This window comes from Methylobacterium sp., assembly GCF_019750675.1.
Lineage (GTDB): Bacteria > Pseudomonadota > Alphaproteobacteria > Rhizobiales > Beijerinckiaceae > Methylobacterium.
On the sequence record NZ_JAIEOF010000136.1, the window covers coordinates 1 to 24,305 of the forward strand.

Genomic DNA, 24,305 nt, shown 5'->3' on the forward strand with positions numbered 1-24,305 from the left:
CGATGGTCCAAGACCGATCCGTCGCCCCTTAGTCAGGCGGCCGTGCCCTGAACGGGCGGGCTCGCGTCCCCGGACGAAACCGGGACAAGGTTGGTACCGTCCGGGGTAATCTCGGGCACGGACCTCGGGATCAGGACGATCAGGCCCCCCCGGAGGGTGAGGACGAGGTCAGAAGCAAGCGTCCGGGTCCGGAAATAGGCCATGTCGGCGCGCGCCTTGAGCGGGAACAGAACCTCCCGGTAGAAGCGTTGCGGGTCGACGTTCCGCGTGTGGAGCTCGCTCTCGCTGCGGAACAGGATCTGGCAGGGTCCCAGGAGGCCCGGCTTGTGATCTAGAACCTCGTCGAACCCGTCATGGAAGCAATCCGCGAAGGCCAGGCTCTCGGGCCGGGGCCCGACGACCGACATGTCGCCACGCAGCACGTTCCAGAACTGAGGCAATTCATCGAGCTTCGTCGCCATCAGGAACTTCCCGACCGCGGTCATCCGGGCATCCCCATCCAGGGTCAGCGGACTGCCGCCGGTGCCGGCTCTGGGACCGAATTTCCGGAACTTGTACATCACGAAAGGCAGCCCGCCGCGCCCGAGGCGGACTTGCGCGAACAGGATGGGCCGACCCGATTCCAGCAGGATGGCGAGGGCGACGAGCAGCGCCACGGGCGCCAGCAGGAGGGCGGCGAAGACCACCACGACGAGGTCGAAGGCACGGCGCTGCGTGGCCTCCTTCATGCGGAATCGGGCAAAGACCCGGGTACGGCGGGGGCGGGCAACGGAAACGTCGGTCATGAGGCAGTTCCGTGTCGGGAGGGTGCACACCCGCGGCGCGCGGGGGCTCGGGGGACGAGCGTCTTAAGGGGCGAGCGCCTCGCGCAGGGCCGTGACGACCCGGCGAACGTCCTGCTGATTCATGCGGGGGTGGAGCGGCAGGGTCAGTTCCCGGTCCGCGAAAGCCTCGGTCGTGGGCAGGGCGAGTGTGGAATCCTGCGCGCGGTAGAACGAGAGGCGGTGCACGGGCGGGTAGTGGATGGTTGTCTGAATGCTCCGCTCCGCGAGCGCGTCGATGACCGTCTGCCGGTCGGCGTGGGCGGGTAGCAGCACGGGCATGATGTGGTGCACGGAGGGGCGTGCATCCTCGAAGGGCAGGCTCACCTCCGGGCACTCCGCGCGGAGAAGACTCCGGTAGCGATGCGTCAGCGCGCGCCTGGTCTCGTTCCACTCTAAGAGGTGGGAGAGCTGGACCAGGCCCATGGCCGCCCGGAGTTCGTCCATGCGGTAGTTGAAGCCCAGCATGGTGACGTCGTAGGTCGGCGTGCGGCTGTTCAGCCTTTGGAACGTACCCGTGGTCAGGCCATGACCACGGGCCTGGCGGACGGTCTCGCGCAGCGCCGGGTCGCGGGCGACAACCATACCGCCCTCCGCCGTGGTCATGTTCTTGTTGCCGTAAAAGCTGAAGGCCGCGGCCGCGCCCAGGGTCCCGACGCCGGGCAAGCCCGCGGCATGGGCCGCGTCCTCGACCAGTACGAGACCCCGCTCGGCGGCGAAGGCCCGCCAGGGCTCGGGGTCGACCAGATAGCCCGCGAAGTGGACCAGAATCACCGCCCGGGTGCGTGGCGTGCACTTGGCCGCAGCGTCCGCGAGGGACATCAACGGCAGCTCCGTGCTCGCGATGTCGACGAAGACCGGGGTCGCGCCGACGTAGCGTACGCAGTTGGCCGTCGCGACGAAGGTGAGCGAGGGCACCAGTACCTCGTCGCCCGGGCCGAGCCCGAGCGCGTGCATGATCAGGTGCAGCCCCGCCGTGCACGAACTCACCGCGACCGCGTCCTCGGTCCCGTGCATCTCCGCGAAGGCCCGTTCGAAAGCCAGCACGCGCTCACCCATGGTGATCCAGCCGCCGTCGATGACCTCGGCCAGCGCGGTCATCTCCCCGAGGCCAAGACAGGGCTCGGCCACGAGGAGCCGACGCGACTCGCGGGTGGGTTCGGGTCGGGCGGAATCCGAGGCTGCCGGAGCGCGCGCGGACAGGGTCTCCATGTCAGGCTCCCACGACCATGAGGGACGGGGCGTACTCTTCCCACCGGATGTCCTGCGCCTTGTGGAAATCCTCGACGCGTCCGATGTCGAGCCACAGGCCCTGGTGTTTGTAGACGTGGATGGGGACTTTCTTCGCCAGCAGGCAGTGGGCGAGGTCGTCCGCGCCGAACGGCATCCCGCGGGGGATGAAGTCCAGGATCTCCGGCTCCATGCAGTAGATGCCCATGCTCACGCTATTGGTGAGCACCGGCTTCTCGTTGAAGCTGATGACCACGCCGTCCTCATCCTCGATGACCCCGAAATCCAGCTTGTTGGACCGGCACGCGGTGGCGATCGTGAAGGGGTGGCCGTGGGCGCGGTGGATGCCCGTGAAGCTCCGGAGGCTGAGGTCGGTGAGCACGTCGCCGTTCAGGACCAAGAAGGTCTCGTCCAGGTGCTTTTCCAGCAGCGTGAGCGCGCCGATCGTGCCGAGGGGCTCGGTTTCCTCGGTGTAGACGATGTGCAGGCCCCACTGGCGCCCGTCGCCGCAGAAGCTGCGGATGAGATGCCCGAGGTAGCCGGTGGTGATGTAGAGTTCCTCGATGCCATTGCGGCGCAGCCACTTCACGAGGAGTTCGAGGACCGGCTTTGCCCCGATGGGCATGAGCGGTTTAGGCAGAACCGAGGTGTAGGGCATGAGGCGCGTGCCCCGTCCGCCCGCTTGGATGACGGCTTTCACGTGATCCTCCTCGTTCGACGTGTCCCGATCGACGTGCCGGCCAAGCTGCCTCAGTCGGCAGTCGCGACCCTAGGTGGCTCGTCGGCCGCGTGAACTGACGGCCGTCACTTTCGGACCGGCCCAGCGGCCTAGCCTGAAATCGCTCGCATCCTCGCCGCGGCTCCGATGCGCGCGGCAGGGGCAGCGCGTCGGGCAATGGACCGGAAGGAGCCGTGAGCGTGAATGAGGCAGGTGACATCGCGCGTGGCGCGCGCCAGCGGGAACAGGCGACGCTGCGGGAGGCGGGGACGAGCCGGGAAACGATCGCGACGCTGAGGGAGATCGTAGCGCCGGGAGAGGCGCGCCACGACGCGCCGTTCCAGGCGCCGGAGCTGCGCGCGGGGATTCGCCCCTTCCCGGCGGTGGCGCCAGCGGCGACTTACGCCGATAGCGGCCTCCGGATGCGCGATCTCTTCTCGGTGATCAGGCGGCGGGCCCGCCTCATCGGGATCGTGGCGGTCACGGGGGCGTTGCTCGCGGGGACGCTGTCCGCTCTCCTGCCGCCCTCCTACGTGGCGACCGCGCAGGTCATGGTCGAGCCGGCCGCCTCCGAGGTCGCCGCCGGCCTGCTCGCGCCCGTCGTGGACACGCACATCATCCTTCTCACGTCCGAGGCGCGACTTCGGCGCGTGTTTGACGACTTGGCTGCCGAGCCCCAATACGTTGCCGCTTCTGCAGCCATCGGGGCCCAACCCTCGTTCGTCGAGCGCGCCAGATTCCTGCTGCGCGACGCAGCGCGCGAACTCGGCCTTGTGTCCCGCCCGGTGGAGCCCGAGGCCGAGACGCCATCGAACGATCTCGGTCCTGGCCAGGCCCGTACGGCGATGCTGGTGCGCCAGGAGCGCCAGTCCAGCATCATCAGCGTCAGCTTCCAGGACCGCAGCGCGCAGAGGGCGGCGCTCGTCGCCAACGGCATGGTCAACCGCCACGTGCGGGAATTGGGCGAGCGCCGGACCCAGGAAGCGTCCGGGCGCCGGGAGTTTCAGGAGCAGCGGGTCGAGGAGGCCCGGGGGGAAGTGGCGGAGGCCGAGCAACGGGTGCGCGCTTTCCAGGTCGAGAACGGGGCGGCCGTCACCGACCGCGAGGGTGAATCCGTCGCCGAGATCACCCAACAACTGGTCCTGCTGCGCTCGGAGATCGCCGCGCGCGAGCGGGATGTCGGGGTATCGGCCGCCGCCGACGATCTCCGGGTCGTCCGGCTCCAGGCCAGCGCGCTCGAGGCGCGCCTCGCCGAGCTCAAGGCCGTCCAGGGCACGACCGTCGACCAGCGCATCAAGAGGCAGGCGCTGGACCTGCGCCTGGACACGGCCCGCAAAAACCTGACCGAGCAGCAGCGCCAATTGGAAGAGGCGAGCAAGCCCCAGCCCGCCTTCGCGTCCGCCGCCCGCGTCGTCGCCCCGGCCTCGGTGCCCACGCGGCCGAACTCGCTGCACCCCGTCGTGGTGGCCGTGCCCGCTCTGGTAGCCTTCGGCATCCTGGGCGCGATGGTCGCGTTGCTGCTGGAACGGCTCGCCAAGGGCTACCGGAACGAGCGCGACGTGGAGGAAGAACTGGGCATCCCTTGCCTCGGGCTCGTCCCACGCGCGCCGACCAAGCGGGGGGGCGGCGCCTCCACCGACGATGTGCACGCGCCCTGGAGCCGTGCGGTAGGCTCGATCGCGCTGACGCTGCTGCATCGTTGCGGCCGCTCCGGCTCCTCCTGCGTCGTGCAAGTCACGGCGTGCGCGCGCGCGGAGGACAAGGCGGGGCTGGCAACCGCCCTCGCCGTACGCGCGCGAAAAGACGGGCGCCGGGTCCTGCTGGTGCGCTGGGACGACGATGCCGACCTCGGACAGCACGTCCTCTCCTACCCGCTCACCGAAGCCGGCGCCGCCTCGAAATCCTTCTCCGCCGCCGCCGCTTTCGCGCGCGATCCGTTGCTCGGCGTCGACCGTCCCGTCAGCGAGGGCGTCGGACGTGATCTCGTACTCGCTCTGGGATGCGACCGCTCCATCCGGGTCAGGCAGATCCTAGCGTATCAGTACGACCTCGTGGTGGTGGACGCCCCGCCCGTGCTGGCCTCCTCGCAGGTCCGCCTGGTCGCGGACGGTGCCGACGTCACGCTGATGGCGCTCGCCTGGGGGCGCACGGATCGAAAGGTCGCGGACCAGGCCCTGCGCCTCCTCCGCCGGCCCATGCCGCTCGGGGGCGACGGGCCGGCTCCGGGTGAGCGCGCCATCCTCGCGATTCTCACCGACGTGAACCTGAAAATGCATGCCCGCTACCGCCTGGGTGACGTCGGCGAACAGTTGTTCGAGGCCCAGCGTCGGCGGAACCGGTCGCGTCGGACCGCCCCACCGCCTACCGTCCCGATCCAGGGGCAGGCCGCCCCCGTGTCCGGCAAGCGCGCGGATGACGAACTCGAAACCTGTCCGCTTCCCCGCAGGCGAGCAGGCGCGTGACGGGGAACCCGGAGGCGGTCCAGATTCTCCTTCACTTGGCGGGACAGTTCGCCTGGAGGCTGGTCACCCCGTCGAACCTGTTTCCCGGGCTCGCGCTTCTTGGATTGGCCATGATCGCGGCGGGCCGGCACCGTGTCGGGGCTGGGCTCGCCTGGGCCGGCGTGCTGGCAATGCTTTCTGGTTTAACCCCGCTCGCCAACTGGGCACTCCTGCCCCTGGAGCAGCGCTTCCAGGCGCAGCACGACGTGGTTCGGCCGGTGGACGGCATCATCGTCCTCTCGGGTGGGGTCGATCTCACCACGTCACGCACCCGAGGACAGCTGACGCTCAACGATGCCGGAGGCCGCATCACGGCGCTGATCGATCTGGCCCACCGCCACCCGACGGCGCGCTTGATCTACACCGGCGGGGACCCGGCCCCGTCCGGTGGGAGAGCGCGCGCGCCGGAGGCCGTGCTCGCGGGCGCCTACCTGGAGGAAATCGGCATCGCGCCGGCCCGTCTCACCATCGAGGCCCGGTCGCGGACCACCGCCGAGAACGCAGCCGAGGTGCGAAAGCTACTGAAGCAGCAGCCCGGCGAGCGCTGGTTGCTCGTCACCTCTGCGTGGCACATGCCCCGGGCCATGGGTGCCTTCCGTCGGGTCGGTCTCGTGGTCGAGCCTTACCCCGTCGACTTCCGCACGGCGGGGCCGTTCGCCACCCGATTCACGTTCGAGCATACGGCGGACGGGCTGCACCTGCTGGACGTGGCTGCGAAGGAATGGGTCGGGCTGGTCGTCTACCGCCTGACCGGGCGCAGTGATGCTCTCTTTCCGGCACCCGACGCCGGGCCGGCGTCATCGATCGCCGACCAGGATCACCGCCATCACGCCGCGCCGAACCGGTCACGGTCGACAAGACTTTGATGGGGAAGGTCAGAACGATGCCTGCCCCGCAGGCGCGCGGGGGCAGCCCGGGGCCGGTTTGCCGGCCCGCGCGCCGTGCCGGGCCTCCACGGGCCGCGCCCGCGCCGCGTGCTGCCGGGTCCAGGCCTCCAGCATGAGCAGGCGCCAGAGGAGAACCCCGAAGCCGCGCCCGGTGCCCGAGCCGTGGACGTCCAGGATGCGACCCACGCCTCGGCGGTCCCAGTGGCCCAGGTCCGCTCCGTGGCCGCCGAGCAGCCGCTCTCGCACGAGCGCTCGGCCCTGAGGTTCGCGGAACCACGCGTCGAGGGGCACGCCGAAACCCCGCTTGGCACCGCGCTCGACGGCAGACGGCAGAAGGCGGCGACCGAGCGCGCGCAGCGGGAGTTTGCCCTCTTGCGCGTCGAGCAAAGCCCCGCGCGGCAGCCGGGCGGCCCACTCCACCAGGCGTACGTCGAGAAGCGGAGACCGCACTTCGACGGAATGGGCCATCGAGGCACGGTCGACCTTCACCAGCACGTCGTCCGGCAAGTAGAGCCGGTAATCGAGATCCTGCTGGCGCAGCGTCGTCGCCCTGCCGCGGCTGCGGGCCCACCGCGTCCAGAGGGGCGCGCCCGCCTCCGCCAGGAGCGGGCGCAGACGCGGGTGCGCGACGGCCGCCAGGGCGGGGTCTGCGGGCAGATCGTCGAACGCGGCAGCACAGCCCCGGTCGGGCAGGCCGAGCTTGGCCAGTCGGGCCCGCAGGGGCGACAGGGCGGGCGCCAGCCCGGCGAGCCGGCGAAGGGTTGGCCCAGCGAACTGAGCCGCGCCGATGACGTGGCGGTGGCGAAGCACCTCCACGTAGCGCCGGTAGCCGGCGAAGGCCTCGTCGCCCCCGTCGCCCGACAGGAACACGCGTCCGACCGTCGCGGCGGCCTCGCACAAGGTGAAGGTCGGCAAAGCGGAAGGGTCGCCGAACGGCTCGTCGAAGAACCAGGCGAGCTCGTCCAGACGGTCGAGGCCGTCCGGCTTCTGGGGGACGATGCGGTGGTCCAGCCCGACATGCCGTGCCGTGGCCTGGGCGAGGTCGGTCTCGTTGGCCTCGCCCTCCGCGAATCCGACCGTCAGGGCGAGCGGGCGCGAACCCGGCACGTCGGCAGCGCAAGCCGCGACGAGACCGCTGTCCAGGCCGCCCGACAGGAACACCCCCACCGGCACGTCGCTGCGCAGCCGGATGCGGACGGCGTCCCGCAGGAGGTGCTCCAGCTCCTCCGTCTCACCGGGGGATAGCGGCCGCCGGGTCGGGTCGTCGCTGAGCGACAGATCCCAATAGGGACGCGTCCGCGCGGCGCAGGGGTCGTCCAGGGAGCCAGCCAGGACGTGAGCCGGTGGGAGCTTGGCGTGACCGCGGAAGATCGCCGACTCCCCGGGCAGGTATCCCAGCGCGAGGTAGCGCGCCACGGCCTCGTCGTCGATCTCGCGCCGCTCGCCCGGCCAAGCCAGCATGGCTTTCGGCTCGGAGGCGAAGCGCAAGCTTCCGCCACCGATCGCGTAGTAGAGGGGTTTCACCCCGAGGCGGTCCCGAGCCAGCAGGAAGGTGCGGCGCTCGGTGTCGATCAGCGCGAAGGCGAACATGCCGTTGAGCAGCGGCAGCGCGGCCTCTCCCCGTCGCGCGAGGAGCCGCAGCAGGACCTCCGTGTCGGAACCGCCCCGGAAACGCTCGCCCTCCGCCTCCAAGTCGCGGCGCAACTCGACGTGGTTGTAGATCTCGCCATTGAAGGCGAGGTGGAACCGCCCGTCGCCGTAGCTCATGGGCTGGTGGCCGTTGGGGCTGAGGTCGAGGATGGCGAGGCGTCGGAAGCCCAAGCCCCAGCCCTCGCCCTGCGCGACGCCCGCATCGTCGGGGCCGCGATGGCGGAGGAGGTCCGCCATGCGAACGAGAACGTCCTGGCCGCCCCTGTTCCAGGGGTCGATGTAGCCGCACAGGCCGCACATGCCTCAACTCCCCCTGTCGCGCGCCCTGGCTTCCCGAAGCTCCGATCTGCGCGGATTCGCGCTGGATGCGGCCGCCGCGCGGGTCAGGGCCGGTACGTGTTTCCGGGCTGTCGTGGAAGGAACGGGACCAGATGCGGAGTCGGGCGGTGTCTGGAGAGGAGCACCGTTCTACCCCTGGCGCTTGGCGATCCTATGGATCTGAGCGACGTTCCGGAACCGGATGGTGCGACGGGTCGGCATCTCGATCGCTTGCCGCCGTTTCAACTCCATCAGGCCACGACAGACCGTCTCCGGCGACAACCCCAGGTGATCGGCGATGTCGTTGCGCGGGATGATGAACTTGTAGGTGTCGGGATCGGCATCCGTGCAGGGAAGGTGGTTGCGCATCCGCAGGATAAACCACGCGATGCGGCTCAGCGCGGAGCGCCGGCTCACGCCCTGGATCAGATCCAGCATTTCCCGGAGAACCTGCTCATGTGCACTGACCGGGACGCCTGTGTCCGTACCCTGCGAGCTCTGCCGCGACCGTATCTTGCAATGCGTCACCGCCTCCGCAGTATAGGTCGGAGTGCCCATGCAGCTTGAATGGATGGTATCGCCAGGCCAAAAGAACGCAAGAACTTGCCGCTCCCCCGCTGAGCAAAGCCGCACTGCCCTTACGGCGCCTTCCAATATTTCCAGCTCTTTATTTTGCGGTTCGCCTTGCCAGAATAGCACGCGATTAGGAGGAAGGACTTCCGAAGCGCTCGGATATCCCAAACGAGGCCATGAACCGCGCCCGGTGGCGCCGTTCAGTTTTTCTACGGCGAAATTGTTCTGCATCGCCCCGCCTCATTATTTAACGAATTCTTAACACTGATTTGGCGCCTGTATGGATGGCCATTAGGGGTAGGTGGGGGTACCCCTATAGTTCGAATGTATTATGTCGTTTGAGGGGGCGGCCGGCGAAACGAAGGAGCGTCCGCGTGGACGGCCAAGCACATCGTGTGCGTCGGCGAGGACCGACCGGGGAAGCTTCAGTCGCGAAGCGAATGCCGTGCGCGCTCGCCGCACCGATGCGGCAGGGGAACCAGCCTCATCGCGTGGCGCGGGCCAACGCTTCCCCGTCCGGGGCCTTTGTGGTGGCGATCGCGAAGGTTTGCCCGACTGTCCGACGGAAACAGGTCAGAGCGGGTTCGCGGGGTCGTGACCTGGGGGTCTCCCGCGCCTGTGCATTCAGCCACGAACGGCCACCGCAGGGCACCAGATCCCCTGCAGACGCGTCAATTTTCAGGAAGACTAGAGTGGAGCGGGTACCGGGAATCGAACCCGGGTATTCAGCTTGGAAGGCTGCTGCTCTACCATTGAGCTACACCCGCATCGATGACCGAGCATCTGGTCGCCGATGTAAGAAACCTCGGCGCGAGGCTCGACATCTTGATGAGTTTGGTGGGGGAAGTAGGACTCGAACCTACGAAGCTTACGCAGCGGATTTACAGTCCGCCCCCTTTGCCGCTCGGGACATTCCCCCAAACCGGCCGCCTCTCGGCGGTGCGCCGTCCTTATGATGACGGGTCGGGCGCGAGTCAACCGCATCGCTCAATCGAAATGCGCGAGATCGCAGATCCGCATCTGGGCGCGCTCGGCTCCCCGCCAGGTATCGACCGAGAGAGTGCCGGCGACGTGGACCTCGCGGCCGATGCCGGACAGGATCGCCTGCCCCAGGGGGCCCTGCGCCGCGCGAAATGCGATCGCCCCGATGGCCTGGCCGTCGCGGCTGCGCAGGCGGGCGCGCACATGGCCGTGGCCGACGATGCCCGCATCGACGATGCGGTGGCGGGGTAGGACGAAGGTCGGCTCGGGTGCGGCGGACCCGAACGGACCGGCCCGGTGGATGGTGCGGACCATTTCGGCCGTGGCGCCCCCGGCGCTGAGGGTCCCGTCCACGAGGAGCGCTTCCACGGCACGGGCCTCCGCCACGGTCCGGGCGAGAGCGGCACCGAGATGCTCGCGGAAGGGGGCTACGTCGAACCCCGGAAGGGTGACGCCTGCCGCCATGGCGTGGCCGCCGCCCTTCAGGGCCAGACCGGCCTCCACCGCCGCCCGCACCGCTTGGCCAAGGTCGGCACCCGGAATGGAGCGGCCGGAGCCGGTGGCGCTGCCGTCCGGCCGCAGGGCGAAGGCGAAGGCGGGGCGTCCGAAGCGTTCCTTCAGCCGCGCGGCGATCAGGCCGACGACGCCCGGATGCCAGTCCGCCGATGCGGCGACGAGGACCGGCCGCTCCGGGTCGAGACTGAGAGCGTGATCCATCTCGGCCTCGGCGTCGGCGACGGCCTGCGCCTCGATGGCCTGGCGCTCGCGGTTGAGACGATCCAATTCGGCGGCGATCCGAGCGGCTTCGGCGGCATCGCCGGTCGTCAGGAGGCGCGCTCCGAGCCCCGCATCGCCGATGCGTCCGCCCGCGTTGATGCGCGGGCCGACGAGGTAGCCGAGGTGCCAGGCTTCCGGCGGCTCGCTCAGGGAGGCCGCGTCGAGGAGCGCGGCCAAGCCGATGCGGCCGCGCCCGCGCATGACTTTCAGGCCCTGGATCACGAAGGCCCGGTTGAGCCCCTGGAGGGGCACGACGTCCGCTACGGTGGCAAGGGCCACGAGGTCCAGGCCCTCCGTGAGATCCGGCAGCCGTTCTGCCGCGACGCCGTCCCGGCGCAGGCGCCGGTTGAGGGCGACGAGGGTCAGGAACACCACCCCGGCCGCGCAGAGGTGGCCGAGGCCGGAGAGGTCGTCCAGGCGGTTGGGGTTCACGAGGGCGCGGACGGCCGGCAGGTGTTCCGGGGCGCCGTGATGGTCGAGCACGACGACATCGAGGCCGAGCGTGGTCGCCGCCGCGAAGGGCGCATGCCCGCTGGTGCCGCAATCCACCGCCACGAGGAGGGTGGCGCCGGCCGCGTGCAGGGCGGTCACCGCGGCGATGTTGGGCCCGTAGCCCTCCGTGATCCGGTCGGGGATGTGGATGCGGACGTCGAGGCCGAGCCCGCGCAGGTATGCGGCAAGCAGGGCGGCACTCGCGGCCCCGTCGACGTCGTAGTCGCCAAAGACCGCCACGCACTCCCGGTCCGCGACCGCGCGGGCGAGGCGATCGACGGCGGCCTCCATGTCGACGAGGCTATCGGGGTCCGGCATCAGGTCGCGCAGGCGCGGCTGGAGATGGGCCTCCGCCTCGCCCGGGCGGATGCCGCGCCCGGCGAGCACCCGGGCAAGAAGCTCCGGCAGTCCGTAGGCCTGGACCATCGTGGCTGCGTAGGCCTGGAGCGCTGGATCGGCGCAGCGGTCGCGCCAGGGGCGCCCGAGCACGGATCGGGAAACGTCGAGGAACGCGCGCGGCGCGTCGAGGGCATGAGCGGCTGACACGGCGCGGATCATAGCCGCATGTCCGGTTCAGGGCTGCATCCCAAACGCCCCGGCCGAACGACAAAGGGGCCGGCGTTCGCACGCCGGCCCCCCTGCCCTGCCGCCGGTCGAGGCCGCGGCGTCCGCGGACGGGATCCGCTCAGAGGTTCTTGACGATGCTGTCGACGACCTTCTTGGCGTCGCCGAAGAGCATCATGGTGTTGTCGCGGAAGAAGACCTCGTTCTCGACGCCGGCGTAGCCGGAACCCATGCCACGCTTGATGAAGAGTACGGTCTTGGCCTTCTCCACGTCGAGAATCGGCATGCCGTAGATCGGCGAGGTCTTGTCGGTCTTGGCGGCCGGGTTGGTGACGTCGTTGGCGCCGATCACGAAGGCCACGTCGGCCTGCGGGAAGTCGCCGTTGATGTCCTCCAACTCGTGGACCTCGTCGTAGGGCACGTTGGCTTCGGCCAGCAGTACGTTCATGTGACCGGGCATGCGGCCCGCGACGGGGTGGATGGCGTACTTCACCTCCACACCTTCCTTCTTGAGCAAGTCGACCATCTCGCGAAGGCTGTGCTGGGCCTGGGCCACCGCCATGCCGTAGCCCGGCACGATGATGACGCGCTCGGCGTTCTTCATGATGTAGGCCGCGTCGTCCGCGGAGCCCTGCTTGACGGGACGGGTCTCCACTGCGCCGCCCGCACCGGCCGCGGCGGCGTCACCGCCGAAGCCGCCGAGGATGACGGAGATGAACGAACGGTTCATCGCCTTGCACATGATGTACGACAGGATCGCACCCGAGGAACCGACCAGCGCACCCGTGATGATGAGGGCGAGGTTGCCGAGCGTGAAGCCGATGCCGGCCGCCGCCCAACCCGAGTAGGAGTTCAGCATCGAGACGACGACGGGCATGTCGGCGCCGCCGATCGGGATGATGAGTAGGCCGCCCAGGACGAAGGACAGCAGCACGATCACCCAGAAGACGAACTTGCTCTCGTTGCCGATGAAGACGGCGATCAGCACCACCAGCAGCACGCCGAGGACGATGTTGATGACGTGGCGCTGCGGCAGCATGATCGGCTTGCCGGACATGCGCCCGTCGAGCTTCAGGAAGGCGATGACCGAGCCCGTGAAGGTGATGGCGCCGATGGCGACGCCGAGGGCCATCTCGAACAGCGACTCCTTGTGGATGTGGCCGTTCTCGAGGATGCCCACCGCCTGCGGCGCGTAGAGGGTCGCCGCCGCGCCCATCACGGCCGCGAGGCCGACGAGGGAGTGGAAGGCCGCGACCAGCTGCGGCATCGCCGTCATGGGCACGCGCTTGGCGATGACCGCGCCGGCACCGCCGCCGATGGCGAGGCCGAGGATCACCAGTAGCCAGGCGCCCAGCCCGGCCGGGGGGTGCCCGACCAGGGTGGTGAGCATGGCGAGCCCCATGCCGATCATGCCGTACAGGTTGCCCTGCCGCGACGTGGTCGGGTGCGAGAGGCCCCGCAGCGCCATGATGAACAGGACGCCGGAGACGATGTAGAGAAGGGATGAGACGTTCTGGGACATGTCTCAGGCCTTCTTCTTGTACATGCCGAGCATGCGCTGGGTGACGAGGAACCCGCCGAAGATGTTCACGCTGGCGAGGATGATGCCGACGAAGCCGAAGAACCGGGCCCAGCCGGTGCCGTGCTCGACGTAAGGGACGCCGGCGGCGAGAAGCGCGCCGACGATGATCACCGACGAGATCGCGTTGGTGACGGACATCAGAGGCGTGTGCAGGGCCGGGGTCACCGACCAGACCACGTAGTAGCCGACGAAGATCGCCAGCACGAAGATCGCGAGCTGGAAGACCGTCGGGTCGACGGCGCCGTGGGTCACGGCGCTGAGGCCGTGGCCGAGGCCGTCGGCGTATTTCTGCGCCTGGAGCGCGTGCTGCTGCGCGATATCGGCAGCGGTTCGGGCCGCGGCGGCGGCGGCGCGCGCCTGCTCGGCGGCCTGATCGGGGGGAAGCGTGGCCATCGTGTCCTCCGGCGGGATCAGGATTTGGGCTGGAACGAGGGGTGCGAGACCTGGCCGTCACGGGTCAGGTTCGTCGCCTTGACGAGCTCATCGTCCCACTTCACCGCGAGGGTCTTCGCTTCCTTGTCGACCAAGGTCTCGACGAAGGCGTAGAGGTTGCGGGCGTAGAGGCTGGAGGCCGTGGCGGCGAGGCGGCCGGGTACGTTGAGGTGACCGACGATCTTCACGCCCTTGTCGGTGGTGACGACCTCGCCAGGCTTGGCGCCCTCGACGTTGCCGCCGCGCTCGACCGCGAGGTCGATCAGGACCGAACCCGGCTTCATCGAGGCGACCATGGCCTCCGAGACGAGCTGCGGCGCTGGCCGGCCCGGGATCAGCGCCGTCGTGATGACGATGTCCTGCTTGGCGATGTGGGTGGCGACGAGATCCGCCTGCTTCTTCTTGTACTCGGCCGACATCTCCTTGGCGTAGCCGCCCGAGGTCTCGGCCTGCTTGAACTCCTCGTCCTCCACGGCGACGAACTTCGCGCCCAGGGACTCGACCTGTTCCTTGGTGGCGGGACGGACGTCCGTGGCGGTCACGACCGCGCCCATGCGGCGGGCGGTGGCGATGGCCTGAAGGCCGGCGACGCCGACACCCATCACGAAGACGCGGGCGGCCGGAACGGTGCCGGCGGCGGTCATCATCATGGGCATGGCACGCCCGTATTCGGACGCGCCGTCGACCACCGCGCGGTAGCCGGCGAGGTTGGCCTGGCTGGAGAGCACATCCATCACCTGCGCGCGGGTGATGCGGGGCATCAGTTCCATCGCGAAGGCGTCGAGCCCGGCTTCGGCCATGGCACCGAGTTCGGCCTCATGGCCGTAGGGGTCCATGATGGCGATCACGGTCGCACCTCGCTTGAGGAGACCGATCTCGTCGGACGACGGGCGCCGGACCTTCAGGACGAGGTCGGCGGAGCCCGCGGCGTCCTCCGCCGAGCCCGCGATGGTGGCGCCGGCGGCCTCGTATTCCGAGTCCGGTACGCCGGCCTTCAGACCGGCGCCGGACTGGACGGCCACCTCGGCCCCGAGGCCGATGAATTTCTTGACCGTTTCTGGCACCGCCGCGACCCGCGGCTCCGCGGGATCGGTTTCCGATAATACAGCGATGCGCATGCAGGAATGCTCCTTAAAGGACGGCCCGAAGGCGACCCGCAAAACCAGTCAGAGGAGGGGAAATTCAGGCGAAGGCGAGGTACAGGGCAAGAAGGATGCCGACCGCCAGGGGAGCCTTGTAGCCGACCGCCGGCGCAAGCGCGCCGACCGTTCCGGCGATGCCGGACAGGATCACGCCGAAGATCGCCGTCAGCCACGCCTCGCGGATACCGCCGATGGCGAGCGCCAGAACCCAGCACAGCACCACGCCGGTGCCGATTTCGACGAAACGAACGAAGCCGCGATAGGTCTGCTCGTGGGTCTTCTCATCCATCGCCGGGCTGTAATGTGCGCCGGACACGGTCTTGGAATCGGCCATCGTGTGAGCGTCCCCTTGGGCATCGTCTTGATTTGTTCCAAGGGGATTTAGCGCAAGCCAAGGTCGCTCGCAATCGACATGCGCGCTCGCCAATCACCCTGGGCGGCTTTTTCCGGCCATGTTTTCAGATCGGCAGCGGCAGCCCCGCAGATTTCAGGGCCTCGCCTTGGCGCGCCTCGAGGTCCGCGAGGGAGAACCGGTCGATTTCGGCCTCGAACAACCGGTGGTAATTCAACTCGGAGCGCAGGTGCAGGAACACGGCGCCGAGGCCGACGGCCGCCCGGTCCATGAAGACGAATTCCTGCGGGATCGTGACCGGTCCACGTTGCTTGAGAGCTTGGTGCACCTCGAAAGCCTGACGCCTGCCATACTCGCCGGGCTTGACACCGTCCGCCACCGTCCGGGTCCGATCCTCGAGGATGGGTCCGTAGATGAAGCGGGCCCAGATGTTGAGGATCTCGACCAGCTCCTTGTTCAGGTTCTTGAAGCCCCAGGTCTCGTAGGCGTGGACGATGCGGGCGTTGTCGTTCGTGAGCAGGCCCCGGTAGAGATCGACCACACCGCCGACGAAGCGCGGATGGAAGATGCGCACGCAGCCGTAATCCAACAGGTTGATGCCCTGGGCCTCGCCGCCCTCGGAGAACACCGTGTAGTTGCCGAGATGGGGATCGCCGTGGATCACGGCGGCACGGCTGAAGGGATGCCACCATGCCTTGAACATCGACTGGGCGAGGCGGTTGCGGATCTCGATCGGCGCTTGCGCGAAATCCAGGATGCGCTCGCCATCGAGCCAGCCGAGGGTCAGGAGGCGCTTCGTCGAGAGATCCTTGTGGATGGCCGGCACGCGCACCGCATCGATGTCACGCAGCACGTTGCCGTAGAGGACGGCGTGCTTGGCCTCGCGCTCGTAATCCAGTTCCTCCCGGACCCGGGCGCCGATTTCCTTGGCGATCTCGCGGGTGTCGAGCCAGGACGACATCCGGCGATGCAGGGCGAACGCGACCTCCAACTGCTTGAGATCGGCCTCGACGGCCGATTGCATGTCCGGATACTGGAGCTTGCAAGCGAGCCGGGTTCCGTCGAGGGCGGTGGCGCGGTGGACCTGACCGAGCGATGCAGCGGCGGCGGGTTTGAGGTCGAAGCTCTGGAAGCGCGTCTGCCAGTTGGCGCCGAGTTCGGCCATCATGCGGCGCTTGACGAAGGCGGCCCCCATCGGCGGGGCGTCGGCTTGGAGCTTCTGCAACTCGGTGGCGTATTCGGGCGGCAGCAGGTCCGGAACCGTGGCGAGAAGTTGCGCCACCTTCATGATCGGCCCCTTCAGGCCACCGAGGGCCTGGGCGAGCGCCGCCGCGTTGGTGGGGGCCTCCTTGCCGCCGAACAGCTTCGCGCCCGCCATCCGGGCGGCGACCCCGCCGACATTTGCGCCGACGCGCGCATAGCGGCTGGCGCGGGCGGAGAAGCGGTTGGCTTCGCTGTCGTGATCGGCCATCGGGTTCATCGAATCTCGGCGAGGACGCATCCGGTCATCCGGTTGCGTCCCTGAGATAAGCCCCCTGGCTTTTCCTGCCAGGGCGCTGCGCCGTTGCGGCGCGGTGCACCGCGTCAGGGGCGTGGCAAGGTATCCCGAATCCAGCGCAGCAGGCCGGCTTCGTCGGTCTCCCCGGCAGCGAGGCTGCGGATCACCACAGTTGCTTCGGCGTCATTCGGCTTGAAGGGCACGCCATTCAGGCGGAGGAACATCACCATCGCCACGAAGGCGATTCGCTTGTTGCCGTCGATGAAGGCATGGTTGCGGGCGAGACCGAAGGCATAGGCGGCAGCCAGCGACGCGAGGTCGCCTTCTTCGTACCGCCACTTGTTGATCGGTCGCGCAAGCGCCGATTCGAGGGCGTTTTCGTCGCGCAGCCCGGGGGGGCCGCCGAAGCGGACGAGCTGACGCTCATGAGTGACTATGATCTCATGCGAGGTCAGCCAACGTGGCTCGGTCATTGGGCGAGCGCTCGAAGCGTATCCTTGTACTCGTCCATGATGTCATCGACGATGGCCATGGCTTTGTCGAAGTCAGGATTGTAAGGCGTCAAGCGCACGCCGCCGTCGGGCAGCTCCGTGACGTGCAGCCATTGGCCCTGCTGGAGATTAAGCTTCGCGATCAGATCCCTCGGCAGGATCAGCCCCGTGGAATTGCCGATCTTCTTCACTTCGAGCTTCATGACGTCCTACCTTCCGTTGTACGAAATGTACAACGGAAGGTGGGACTCGCCAAGCGACAATCAGTTCTCCATCGCCTCCAGCTCCACGATCATCCCCTCGATCATCGACAGGCCGATCTGCCAGAAGCCCGGGTCGCGGGCGTCGAGTCCGAAGGGGGCCAGCAACTCGCCGTAGGGCTTGGCGCCGCCGGCCGAAAGGAGAGCGAAGTAGCGGTCGACGAACCCGTCCTCGGCCTTGGCGTAGACGCCGTAGAGGGAGTTCACGAGGCAATCGCCGAACGCGTAGGCGTAGACGTAGAACGGCGAGTGGATGAAGTGCGGGATGTAGGCCCAGAACGGCTCGTACCCGGCATCGAGGGTGATCGCGGGCCCGAGGCTCTCGGCCTGCACCGACATCCAGAGGCCGTTGATCTGCTCGGCGGTCAGCTCGCCCTGCTGGCGGGCGAGGTGAACCTTGCGCTCGAAGGCGTAGAACGCGATCTGGCGCACCACCGTGTTGATCATGTCCTCGACCTTGGCGGCCAGCATGGCGCGGCGCTGCGAAACGCTGGAGGTAGCGGCGAGCAGGCGGCGGAAGGTCAGCATCTCGCCGAAGACGCTTGCGGTCTCGGCCAGCGTCAGCGGCGTCGGTGCCATCAGGGCGCCGTTGGGTGCCGCCAGCACCTGATGCACGCCGTGGCCGAGCTCGTGCGCGAGGGTCATCACGTCGCGCGGCTTGCCCTGGTAATTTACCAGTACGTACGGGTGGGCCGAGGGCACGGTCGGGTGCGCGAAGGCGCCCGGCGCCTTGCCGGGGCGGGTCGGCGCATCGATCCAGTTCCGGTCGAAGAAGGTCCGGGCGATGTCGGCCATGCGAGGCGAGAAGGCGCCGTAGGCATCGAGCACGGTGTCGCGGGCCTCCGACCAGGGGATGGTGCGCTGGTCGACCTTCGGCAGGGGCGCGTTGCGGTCCCAGTACGGCAGCGCCTCGAGGCCGAACCACTTGGCCTTCAGGCGGTAGTAGCGGTGCGACAGGCGCGGATAGGCCGCCTGCACGGCCTCCACCAGGGCGGCGACCACCTCGGGCTCGACCCGGTTCGAGAGGTGGCGGGCCTCCGCCACGTCGGTGAAGCCGCGCCAGCGGTCGGAAATCTCCTTGTCCTTGGCCAGCGTGTTGGTGATCAGCGTGAAGGTGCGCAGGTTCGCACGGAAGACCTCGCTGAGCGCTCCGGCCGCCTCGCGGCGCACGGCGCCGTCGGGGTCCTGAAGCTTGTTGAGGGTCGGCTCCAGGGTCAGCTGTTCGCCCTGAATGGGGAAGCGCAGCGATGCGATCGTGCCGTCGAACAGTCGGTTCCAGGCCGAGCGCCCGGTCACGGACTTCTCGAGGAAGAGCTTCTCGGTGCGGTCGTCGAGCTGGAACGGCTTCTCCCGGCGCAGGTCCTCGATCCACGGCGCGTAATGCGTCAGCGGACCCTCTGCCATCGCCCGGTCCATGATCGCGTCCGGAATGCGGTTGAGTTCGAGGGCGAAGAACAGCAGGTGGCTGGAGGCCGTGGTCAGGCGCTCCTGCGTGTCGCCGTAGAACTTTTCACGGAGCTCGTCCGTGGTGTCGCCCGAATAGACGAGGCCCGCGAAGGACATCAGGCGTCCGAGGAGGTCCTCGATGCCCTCGTAGGCCGCGACCGCCTCGGCGAGGCCGGCGGATGCGTCGGGGCCGGCGGCGATCTCGGCGAGACGCCCGGCATAACGCTCCGAGAAGCGGGCGCACTCGGCCTCGGCGCGGACGAGGTCTGCGGTGAAGTCGGGCGAGTCGATCCCCGCATAGAGGTCCGTCAGGTCCCATTCCGGCAGGGCACCGAGATCGGCCGCGCGCGCTGCGGCCCTGGCTGCGCTGGCCCCTTCCGCATTCGCGACGATGCCCGAGAGAACGGCATGGGCGACGGCTCGGCTCGGCATGATGGTCTGCTTTCCTGGCGGCACGACGGGTGCCGTGCGGGCTGATATCGAGCGCGGACGTGGTACGATCAATCCGCCATCGACAGAATCCTCCCGTTCCGGAGGTATTGTCGAAGGGGATCGATCGATCGCGACAGTCGCGGCGTCGATGAACCGCGAAAAGTCCGATCGTCGTTAAGCGCAGCTTTACGCATCTGGCTCACCCTGCGGTTCGAAACGAAACAAGCCGATGGTCGAGAGTCCGGAAGACGCCGTGTCTCCGGTCCTCTCCGTTCGGCGAGCATCGAGGCGCCCCATGTCGACAACGATCCTCATCGTCGACGACGATCCCGTGCAGCGCCGCCTCGCCGAGGCGATGGTGCGCCGTCTCGGCTTCGAGGCGAAGGTGGCCGAGAACGGCGAGCAGGGCCTGAACCTCCTGCGCTCCGGCGAGGCGTTCGACGTGGTGCTCCTCGACCTCGTCATGCCCGGCGGCCTCGACGGCCTCGGCGTCATGGCGGAGATGCGCCGGACCGGTCTCGACGTGCCGGTGATCGTGCAGACCTCGAACGGCTCCATCGATGCCGTCGTCAACGCCATGCGGGCGGGCGCGGTGGATTTCGTGGTCAAGCCCGCCGGGGCCGAGCGCCTCCAGGTCTCGATCAAGAACGCGCTCCGGGTCGACCAGCTGGAGGAGGAGGTCCGCCGCATGCGCCGGCGCGCCTCGGGTTCCTTAAGCTTCAAGGACCTGACCTCCCGCAGCCCCGACATGGACCGGGTGATCCGGCTGGCCGAGCGCTCGGCCAAGTCGAACATCCCGGTTCTCATCGAGGGGGAATCCGGCGTCGGCAAGGAGGTGCTGGCCCGGGCGATCCAGGGCTCGGGGGACCGGCGCGGCCGGGCCTTCGTGACGGTCAATTGCGGCGCGATCCCCGACAATCTCGTCGAATCCACGCTGTTCGGCCACGAGAAGGGCGCGTTCACCGGTGCCACCGAGCGGCATGTCGGTAAGTTCGTGGAGGCCTCGGGGGGGACGCTGTTCCTGGACGAGATCGGCGAACTCCCCCTCGATGCCCAGGTGAAGCTCCTGCGCGCCCTGCAGGAGGGAGAGGTCGACCCTGTCGGCGGAAAGCGAAGCGTGCGCGTCGACATCCGCCTGATCTCGGCGACGAACCGCTCGCTCCTCGACCTCGTCAAGCAGGGGCGCTTCCGCGAAGACCTGTACTACCGCCTCAACGTCTTCCCGATGACGCTGCCGCCCCTGCGGGCACGGCGCGAGGACATTCCGGACCTCGTACGCTCGTTCTGTGCGCGCTTCTCGGCGGAAGAGGGCAAGAAGGTCCGCGCGGTCAGCCCGGAGGCGATGGCGCTGCTGACGCGCTACGGCTGGCCCGGCAACGTGCGCCAACTCGAGAACGCGCTGTTCCGCGCCGTTGTCCTGGCCGACGGCGACGAGCTCACCGTCGCGGAGTTTCCGCAGATCGCCGCGCAGGTCGAGGGCTTCGACGTGCGCATCCCGGCCGCCCCCATGCAGCCGATGGTCCAGTCCGGCGCACCGGAGCCGGTGCGAGAGATCGTGCGGGTGGAGGTGCGCGATCCCCACGCGATGAGCCTCGTCGCCGAGGAGACCGGCGAGATGAAGACGATGGACGGGCTCGAGGCCGAGATCATCCGGTTCGCGCTGCAGTTCTACCGGGGCCGCATGTCGGAAGTCTCGCGCCGCCTCGGAATCGGCCGATCCACCCTCTATCGCAAGCTCAAGGACCTCGGTCTCGACGACGACGCGAAGTCCGACGAGGCTGCGGCCTGACCGTTTCCGCCCGGGTGCGGCCTGCGTGCGATTGCACACGCTCGCCCGTGGCCCGATTATCTAATGCCATCGGCCGGCCCGGTCGGTTCCGAAGGAGTTCCCCCATGGGCGTTTCGCGCTCCGCTGCCGTCGCGCTGTCCGCCCTGCTCGCGGGTGCCTCGGCGCAGGCCCAGACGCCCGACGCGGCTCCGGCTCCCGTTCCGCAGGTGCTCCGCAACGCGGCGGCCGATTCCGGCGCGATCCCAGCCGAGACGAAGGCGCCGGCCGCGGCTCCGGAAAGCCCGGGGCCGGCTGCCGTGCCGGCTGTACCCGCTGCGCCCGAACCATCCGCCCCTCCCCCGGCGGCCGAGGCGCCCGCGCCGCCGCCGCTGCCGAGCGACCCCCAGTCGGCGGCCGTCGCGCAACGCCTCGCGGACCCGTCGCCCCTCCTGGCCCGCCTGACCACGAAGGAGCGCGAGGCGATCCAGGCCTTCTACGCGCTCGGCGCCTTCAAGCCGGTCTGGATCGTCGACGGCGCCTTCACCCCGGCGGCGAAATCGGCCGCCGCGCGTCTGGCCGCGGCGGGCGAGGACGGGCTGAGCGCCTCTGCCTATCCGGTTCCGGTGCTCGGGACCCAGGGCGCGACGGAGGCGCAGGTCGCCGACGCGGAGCTGCAGCTGTCGGCGGCCATCGTCCTCTATGCCCGTGACGCGCGGGGCGGCCGACTGAACCTCGCGAGCATCGCCAAACTCATCACCCCGACCCTCGACATCCCGGCTCCCGATGCCGTCCTCGGCCGCATCGCCTCCGCGGGGCCCTCGGCCGGTGCTCTCCTGCAGGGCTACAATCCGAGTCAGCCGGGCTACCTCGCGCTGAAGGCCCGCCTCGCCGCGTTGCGAGGCCACAACCACGCCCCGGGTGCCCCAAGCGTTCAACTACCCCCGGGCCCGGTTCTGAAGCCCGGCATGACGGATCCGCGCGTGCCGATGCTTCGCGCGCGCTTCGGCCTGGAGACCCGCACCGCCGGAACCCTGGATGCCGGTCCGGGCAATCCCGAGGCCTACGATGCCGGCGTGGCGGCAGCCGTGACGAGCTTCCAGCGCGGACGCGGACTGCCCGCCACCGGGACGCTGACCGCCCAGACCGTCGCGGCCCTGGGCCGGCCCGACACGGCGACGCGTACGGACGAGGGCGAGGCCGCCCTCCTGGTGAACATGGAGCGCTGGCGTTGGCTGCCCTCCGACCTCGGTCGGGACTACGTCCTCGTCAACGTGCCGGAGTTCCGGCTCCGGGTGGTGCGCGACGGGCGGCAGCGCGACGAGGCACGGGTCATCGTCGGCAAGGTCGAATCGCCGACGCCGATCTTCTCGGGGATGATGGAATACGCCGTCGTCAATCCGTCCTGGAACGTGCCGCCCTCGATCCTGAAGAACGAGTTCCTGCCGGGCCTCGCCCGCGATCCCAACTACGCGGCCCGGCGCGGCTACGAGGTCGTCTACCGCAACGGCAACGTCTCGGTGCGCCAACCCCCGGGCGAGCGCAACGCGCTGGGCTTCATCAAGTTCATGTTCCCCAACAACCACGCGGTCTACCTGCACGACACGCCGAACCGCACCCTGTTCGGCGCCTCGCAGCGGGCGCTCAGCCACGGCTGCGTGCGCGTGGAGGACCCCTTCCGCTTCGCCGACGCGGTGCTGCCGGAAGCCTGGTCCAGCGAGCGGCTGAAGAAGCTGATCGGAAAGGGCGAGCGCCAGATCCGCCTGTCCGAGAAGCTGCCGGTACACCTGGCCTACTTCACCACCTCTGTGGACGAGACCGGCACCGTGCGCACCGCGCCCGATCTCTACGGCTACGATGCGCGGATGAAGATCGCCCTCGGCCTCAGCCCGGGCAGTCTCCTCGTCGCCAAGGCCCCTGCCGCGAAGGCGAACGCGAAGGTCAAGCCGGCCACGGCGCCGAAACCCGTTGCGGAGACGCGCCCGCGGCCCGTGCGGGAGGCGCATTCGGATCTGGGGCCGGCTCCCCGGAACGCAGCGCCGCGCCCCCCGGCCGATTTCGGTGAGCCGGACCTCTGGACGCCGCGTCCGGCCCGCACGTCGAGCGGGTGGTGGTAGGGCACGCGCCCTTTGCCACGGTCTCGCCATGGTTCGCGCGTGTGTCGCGCCTTCGCGTCGCCCGCCGGTTGCGCGAGGCGCGACGGTCACGACGCGTTGGCGCTCCACGTGCGCCCGCGCACCCCGGGCACGTTTTTGCCACGGTTGCGACCTAACCGTTAAGCCTTCGATCGGCGAAGCGCCGAGGAGCCGGTAAACCGATCGTTTACGGTTTTCGGCAACCTTGCGTTCACCACGATCCGCGCTCCGCGTGCGGTCTGGCAGGGGGTGAGACCACGGTGCTGAAGCGTCTGCGAGCAAGGGTCTCGGACTCCCTGCGTTCCAAGCCCCTCCGGCGCCTCGCCGTCGTCGCCTCGGGCATCGGCCTCGCGCTTCTCGGCGGGACGCGCGGCACGCAGGATGCCGTGGCCAACGGCGACACCCGAACCCTCTCGATCTTCCACAGCCACACCAAGGAAAGTCTCACCGTCACGTTCAAGCGGGACGGGCGCTACGACCGCGCCGCCCTGGAGCAGCTGAACTGGCTCCTGCGCGACTGGCGCGTCGACGAGCCGACCAAGATGGACCCGCGCCTGTTCGATACGGTCTGGGAGGCCTATCGCTCCGTGGGTTCGCAGGAACCGATCACCGTCGTCTCGGCCTACCGTTCGCCCGGCACCAACGCGATGCTGCGCCGGCGCTCGCGCATGGTGGCCGAGTACAGCCAGCACATGCTCGGCAAGGCGATGGACTTCTACCTGCCCGACGTTTCCATCGACCAGATCCGGGCCGTGGGCATGCGGATGCAACGCGGCGGCGTGGGCTGGTACCCGCGCTCGGGATCCCCCTTCGTGCACCTCGACGTCGGCTCGGTACGCTCCTGGCCCCGCATGACGCACGACCAGCTCGCCCGGCTGTTCCCGGACGGGAAGACCGTGCACCTGCCCAACGACAACCGCCCCCTGCCCGGCTACGAGCAGGCCCGCGCCGAGATCCTGTCGCGCGGCGGCACCGTGCTGGGCGTGACGGAAGTCGCCCAGATGGACGAGGATGACGGCCCGAGCATCAAGGGCTTCTTCGCCAGCCTTTTCGGCGGCGGCTCCACCCGCGAGGCGGCACCGCCCGTGGCCGTCGCCGCGAAGGCCCCGCCGCGGGGCCGGACCAAGCCGGCCCCGGTCGTGGTCGCCAGCGCCGACCCCGAGGATCAGGCCGGCTCGCGGGCGGCCCTCGCCTACGCCGCACCGGCCACCGACGAGACGCTCCAGACGGCTCTCCTGCAGCGCGAGACCCGCGACGC

General features: G+C 69.1%; 19 protein-coding genes and 2 tRNA genes. 5 read left to right on the forward strand and 16 right to left on the reverse strand.

The genetic code is table 11. The features are described from left to right. Positions 1 to 32: 32 nt before the first annotated feature. From K2X24_RS07210 to K2X24_RS07220, 3 genes are all read right to left on the reverse strand, one after another. A complete protein-coding gene (locus tag K2X24_RS07210; protein ID WP_292496227.1) occupies positions 33 to 785 on the reverse strand; it encodes a sugar transferase in 753 nt (250 codons plus the stop codon). A gap of 63 nt (positions 786 to 848) precedes the next feature. Next, positions 849 to 1,922, reverse strand: a complete 1,074-nt coding sequence (locus K2X24_RS07215; RefSeq protein WP_292496265.1) for a DegT/DnrJ/EryC1/StrS aminotransferase family protein — start codon at positions 1,920 to 1,922, stop codon at positions 849 to 851. 112 nt (positions 1,923 to 2,034) lie between these two features. Then, positions 2,035 to 2,751 (reverse strand): nucleotidyltransferase family protein, encoded by a 717-nt coding sequence (locus K2X24_RS07220; RefSeq protein ID WP_292496230.1) that lies wholly within the window; start codon positions 2,749 to 2,751, stop codon positions 2,035 to 2,037. 212 nt (positions 2,752 to 2,963) lie between these two features. On the opposite strand from K2X24_RS07220, the gene K2X24_RS07225 reads away from it, so the two are divergent. Then, positions 2,964 to 5,231, forward strand: coding sequence for a Wzz/FepE/Etk N-terminal domain-containing protein (locus K2X24_RS07225; RefSeq protein ID WP_292496231.1), 2,268 nt, complete (start codon positions 2,964 to 2,966; stop codon positions 5,229 to 5,231). 35 nt (positions 5,232 to 5,266) lie between these two features. Further along, complete coding sequence (locus K2X24_RS07230) at positions 5,267 to 6,136, forward strand: YdcF family protein (protein ID WP_292496234.1); 870 nt, start codon at positions 5,267 to 5,269, stop codon at positions 6,134 to 6,136. Positions 6,137 to 6,145: 9 nt separating this feature from the next. On the opposite strand, the gene asnB is transcribed toward K2X24_RS07230, so the two are convergent. From asnB to K2X24_RS07295, 13 genes are all read right to left on the reverse strand, one after another. After that, positions 6,146 to 8,107 (reverse strand): asparagine synthase (glutamine-hydrolyzing), encoded by a 1,962-nt coding sequence (asnB, locus tag K2X24_RS07235; protein ID WP_292496236.1) that lies wholly within the window; start codon positions 8,105 to 8,107, stop codon positions 6,146 to 6,148. Between the two features lie 168 nt (positions 8,108 to 8,275). Continuing rightward, entirely contained in the window at positions 8,276 to 8,929 is a 654-nt protein-coding gene (locus K2X24_RS07240) for a helix-turn-helix domain-containing protein (protein ID WP_292496239.1), read from the reverse strand. 462 nt (positions 8,930 to 9,391) lie between these two features. Continuing rightward, positions 9,392 to 9,465: transfer RNA gene (locus K2X24_RS07245), tRNA-Gly, on the reverse strand. 68 nt (positions 9,466 to 9,533) lie between these two features. Continuing rightward, a tRNA-Tyr gene (locus K2X24_RS07250) sits at positions 9,534 to 9,617 on the reverse strand. A gap of 68 nt (positions 9,618 to 9,685) precedes the next feature. Beyond that, a complete protein-coding gene (gene recJ, locus K2X24_RS07255; RefSeq protein ID WP_292496242.1) occupies positions 9,686 to 11,506 on the reverse strand; it encodes a single-stranded-DNA-specific exonuclease RecJ in 1,821 nt (606 codons plus the stop codon). Between the two features lie 127 nt (positions 11,507 to 11,633). Beyond that, positions 11,634 to 13,034 carry an NAD(P)(+) transhydrogenase (Re/Si-specific) subunit beta gene (locus K2X24_RS07260; protein ID WP_243914325.1) on the reverse strand — a complete coding sequence of 467 codons (1,401 nt, stop codon included), beginning with the start codon at positions 13,032 to 13,034 and terminating at the stop codon, positions 11,634 to 11,636. A 3-nt stretch (positions 13,035 to 13,037) separates the two neighbouring features. Next, on the reverse strand, positions 13,038 to 13,487 hold the full coding sequence (locus K2X24_RS07265) for a proton-translocating transhydrogenase family protein (RefSeq protein ID WP_108035050.1): 450 nt from the start codon (positions 13,485 to 13,487) through the stop codon (positions 13,038 to 13,040). 17 nt (positions 13,488 to 13,504) lie between these two features. Then, positions 13,505 to 14,644, reverse strand: coding sequence for a Re/Si-specific NAD(P)(+) transhydrogenase subunit alpha (locus tag K2X24_RS07270; protein ID WP_243914328.1), 1,140 nt, complete (start codon positions 14,642 to 14,644; stop codon positions 13,505 to 13,507). A 64-nt stretch (positions 14,645 to 14,708) separates the two neighbouring features. Then, positions 14,709 to 15,002 carry an aa3-type cytochrome c oxidase subunit IV gene (locus K2X24_RS07275; RefSeq protein WP_243914329.1) on the reverse strand — a complete coding sequence of 98 codons (294 nt, stop codon included), beginning with the start codon at positions 15,000 to 15,002 and terminating at the stop codon, positions 14,709 to 14,711. Positions 15,003 to 15,126: 124 nt separating this feature from the next. After that, complete coding sequence (locus tag K2X24_RS07280) at positions 15,127 to 16,491, reverse strand: AarF/ABC1/UbiB kinase family protein (protein WP_292496250.1); 1,365 nt, start codon at positions 16,489 to 16,491, stop codon at positions 15,127 to 15,129. 113 nt (positions 16,492 to 16,604) lie between these two features. Beyond that, a complete protein-coding gene (locus tag K2X24_RS07285; protein ID WP_292496252.1) occupies positions 16,605 to 16,991 on the reverse strand; it encodes a type II toxin-antitoxin system death-on-curing family toxin in 387 nt (128 codons plus the stop codon). After that, complete coding sequence (locus tag K2X24_RS07290; protein WP_292496254.1) at positions 16,988 to 17,212, reverse strand: AbrB family transcriptional regulator; 225 nt, start codon at positions 17,210 to 17,212, stop codon at positions 16,988 to 16,990. The genes K2X24_RS07285 and K2X24_RS07290 overlap by 4 nt, the downstream gene beginning before the upstream one ends. Positions 17,213 to 17,272: 60 nt before the next feature. Then, entirely contained in the window at positions 17,273 to 19,147 is a 1,875-nt protein-coding gene (locus K2X24_RS07295) for a M3 family oligoendopeptidase (protein WP_292496256.1), read from the reverse strand. Between the two features lie 295 nt (positions 19,148 to 19,442). Between K2X24_RS07295 and K2X24_RS07300 the strand changes: the two genes are divergently transcribed. The 3 genes from K2X24_RS07300 to K2X24_RS07310 form a co-directional block, all read left to right on the forward strand. Next, the gene (locus K2X24_RS07300; protein ID WP_292496258.1) at positions 19,443 to 20,936 is read left to right on the forward strand and encodes a sigma-54 dependent transcriptional regulator; all 1,494 of its coding nucleotides are present in this window, start codon (positions 19,443 to 19,445) and stop codon (positions 20,934 to 20,936) included. A gap of 104 nt (positions 20,937 to 21,040) precedes the next feature. Further along, positions 21,041 to 23,029 (forward strand): L,D-transpeptidase family protein, encoded by a 1,989-nt coding sequence (locus K2X24_RS07305; RefSeq protein WP_292496260.1) that lies wholly within the window; start codon positions 21,041 to 21,043, stop codon positions 23,027 to 23,029. A gap of 278 nt (positions 23,030 to 23,307) precedes the next feature. Then, positions 23,308 to 24,305 (forward strand): DUF882 domain-containing protein (locus K2X24_RS07310; protein ID WP_292496262.1); only part of this gene is annotated, 998 nt, incomplete at its 3' end.

Excerpts from the sequence above, each read along its gene's own strand:
- K2X24_RS07210 (WP_292496227.1), bottom strand. The coding sequence starts at position 785 with ATGACCGACGTTTCCGTTGCCCGCCCCCGCCGTACCCGGGTCTTTGCC.
- K2X24_RS07215 (WP_292496265.1), bottom strand. The coding sequence starts at position 1,922 with ATGACCGCGCTGGCCGAGGTCATCGACGGCGGCTGGATCACCATGGGT.
- asnB (WP_292496236.1), bottom strand. The coding sequence starts at position 8,107 with ATGTGCGGCCTGTGCGGCTACATCGACCCCTGGAACAGGGGCGGCCAG.
- K2X24_RS07240 (WP_292496239.1), bottom strand. The coding sequence starts at position 8,929 with ATGCAGAACAATTTCGCCGTAGAAAAACTGAACGGCGCCACCGGGCGC.
- recJ (WP_292496242.1), bottom strand. The coding sequence starts at position 11,506 with ATGATCCGCGCCGTGTCAGCCGCTCATGCCCTCGACGCGCCGCGCGCG.
- K2X24_RS07260 (WP_243914325.1), bottom strand. The coding sequence starts at position 13,034 with ATGTCCCAGAACGTCTCATCCCTTCTCTACATCGTCTCCGGCGTCCTG.
- K2X24_RS07265 (WP_108035050.1), bottom strand. The coding sequence starts at position 13,487 with ATGGCCACGCTTCCCCCCGATCAGGCCGCCGAGCAGGCGCGCGCCGCC.
- K2X24_RS07270 (WP_243914328.1), bottom strand. The coding sequence starts at position 14,644 with ATGCGCATCGCTGTATTATCGGAAACCGATCCCGCGGAGCCGCGGGTC.
- K2X24_RS07275 (WP_243914329.1), bottom strand. The coding sequence starts at position 15,002 with ATGGCCGATTCCAAGACCGTGTCCGGCGCACATTACAGCCCGGCGATG.
- K2X24_RS07280 (WP_292496250.1), bottom strand. The coding sequence starts at position 16,491 with ATGGCCGATCACGACAGCGAAGCCAACCGCTTCTCCGCCCGCGCCAGC.
- K2X24_RS07285 (WP_292496252.1), bottom strand. The coding sequence starts at position 16,991 with ATGACCGAGCCACGTTGGCTGACCTCGCATGAGATCATAGTCACTCAT.
- K2X24_RS07290 (WP_292496254.1), bottom strand. The coding sequence starts at position 17,212 with ATGAAGCTCGAAGTGAAGAAGATCGGCAATTCCACGGGGCTGATCCTG.
- K2X24_RS07295 (WP_292496256.1), bottom strand. The coding sequence starts at position 19,147 with ATGCCGAGCCGAGCCGTCGCCCATGCCGTTCTCTCGGGCATCGTCGCG.
- K2X24_RS07300 (WP_292496258.1), top strand. The coding sequence starts at position 19,443 with ATGTCGACAACGATCCTCATCGTCGACGACGATCCCGTGCAGCGCCGC.
- K2X24_RS07305 (WP_292496260.1), top strand. The coding sequence starts at position 21,041 with ATGGGCGTTTCGCGCTCCGCTGCCGTCGCGCTGTCCGCCCTGCTCGCG.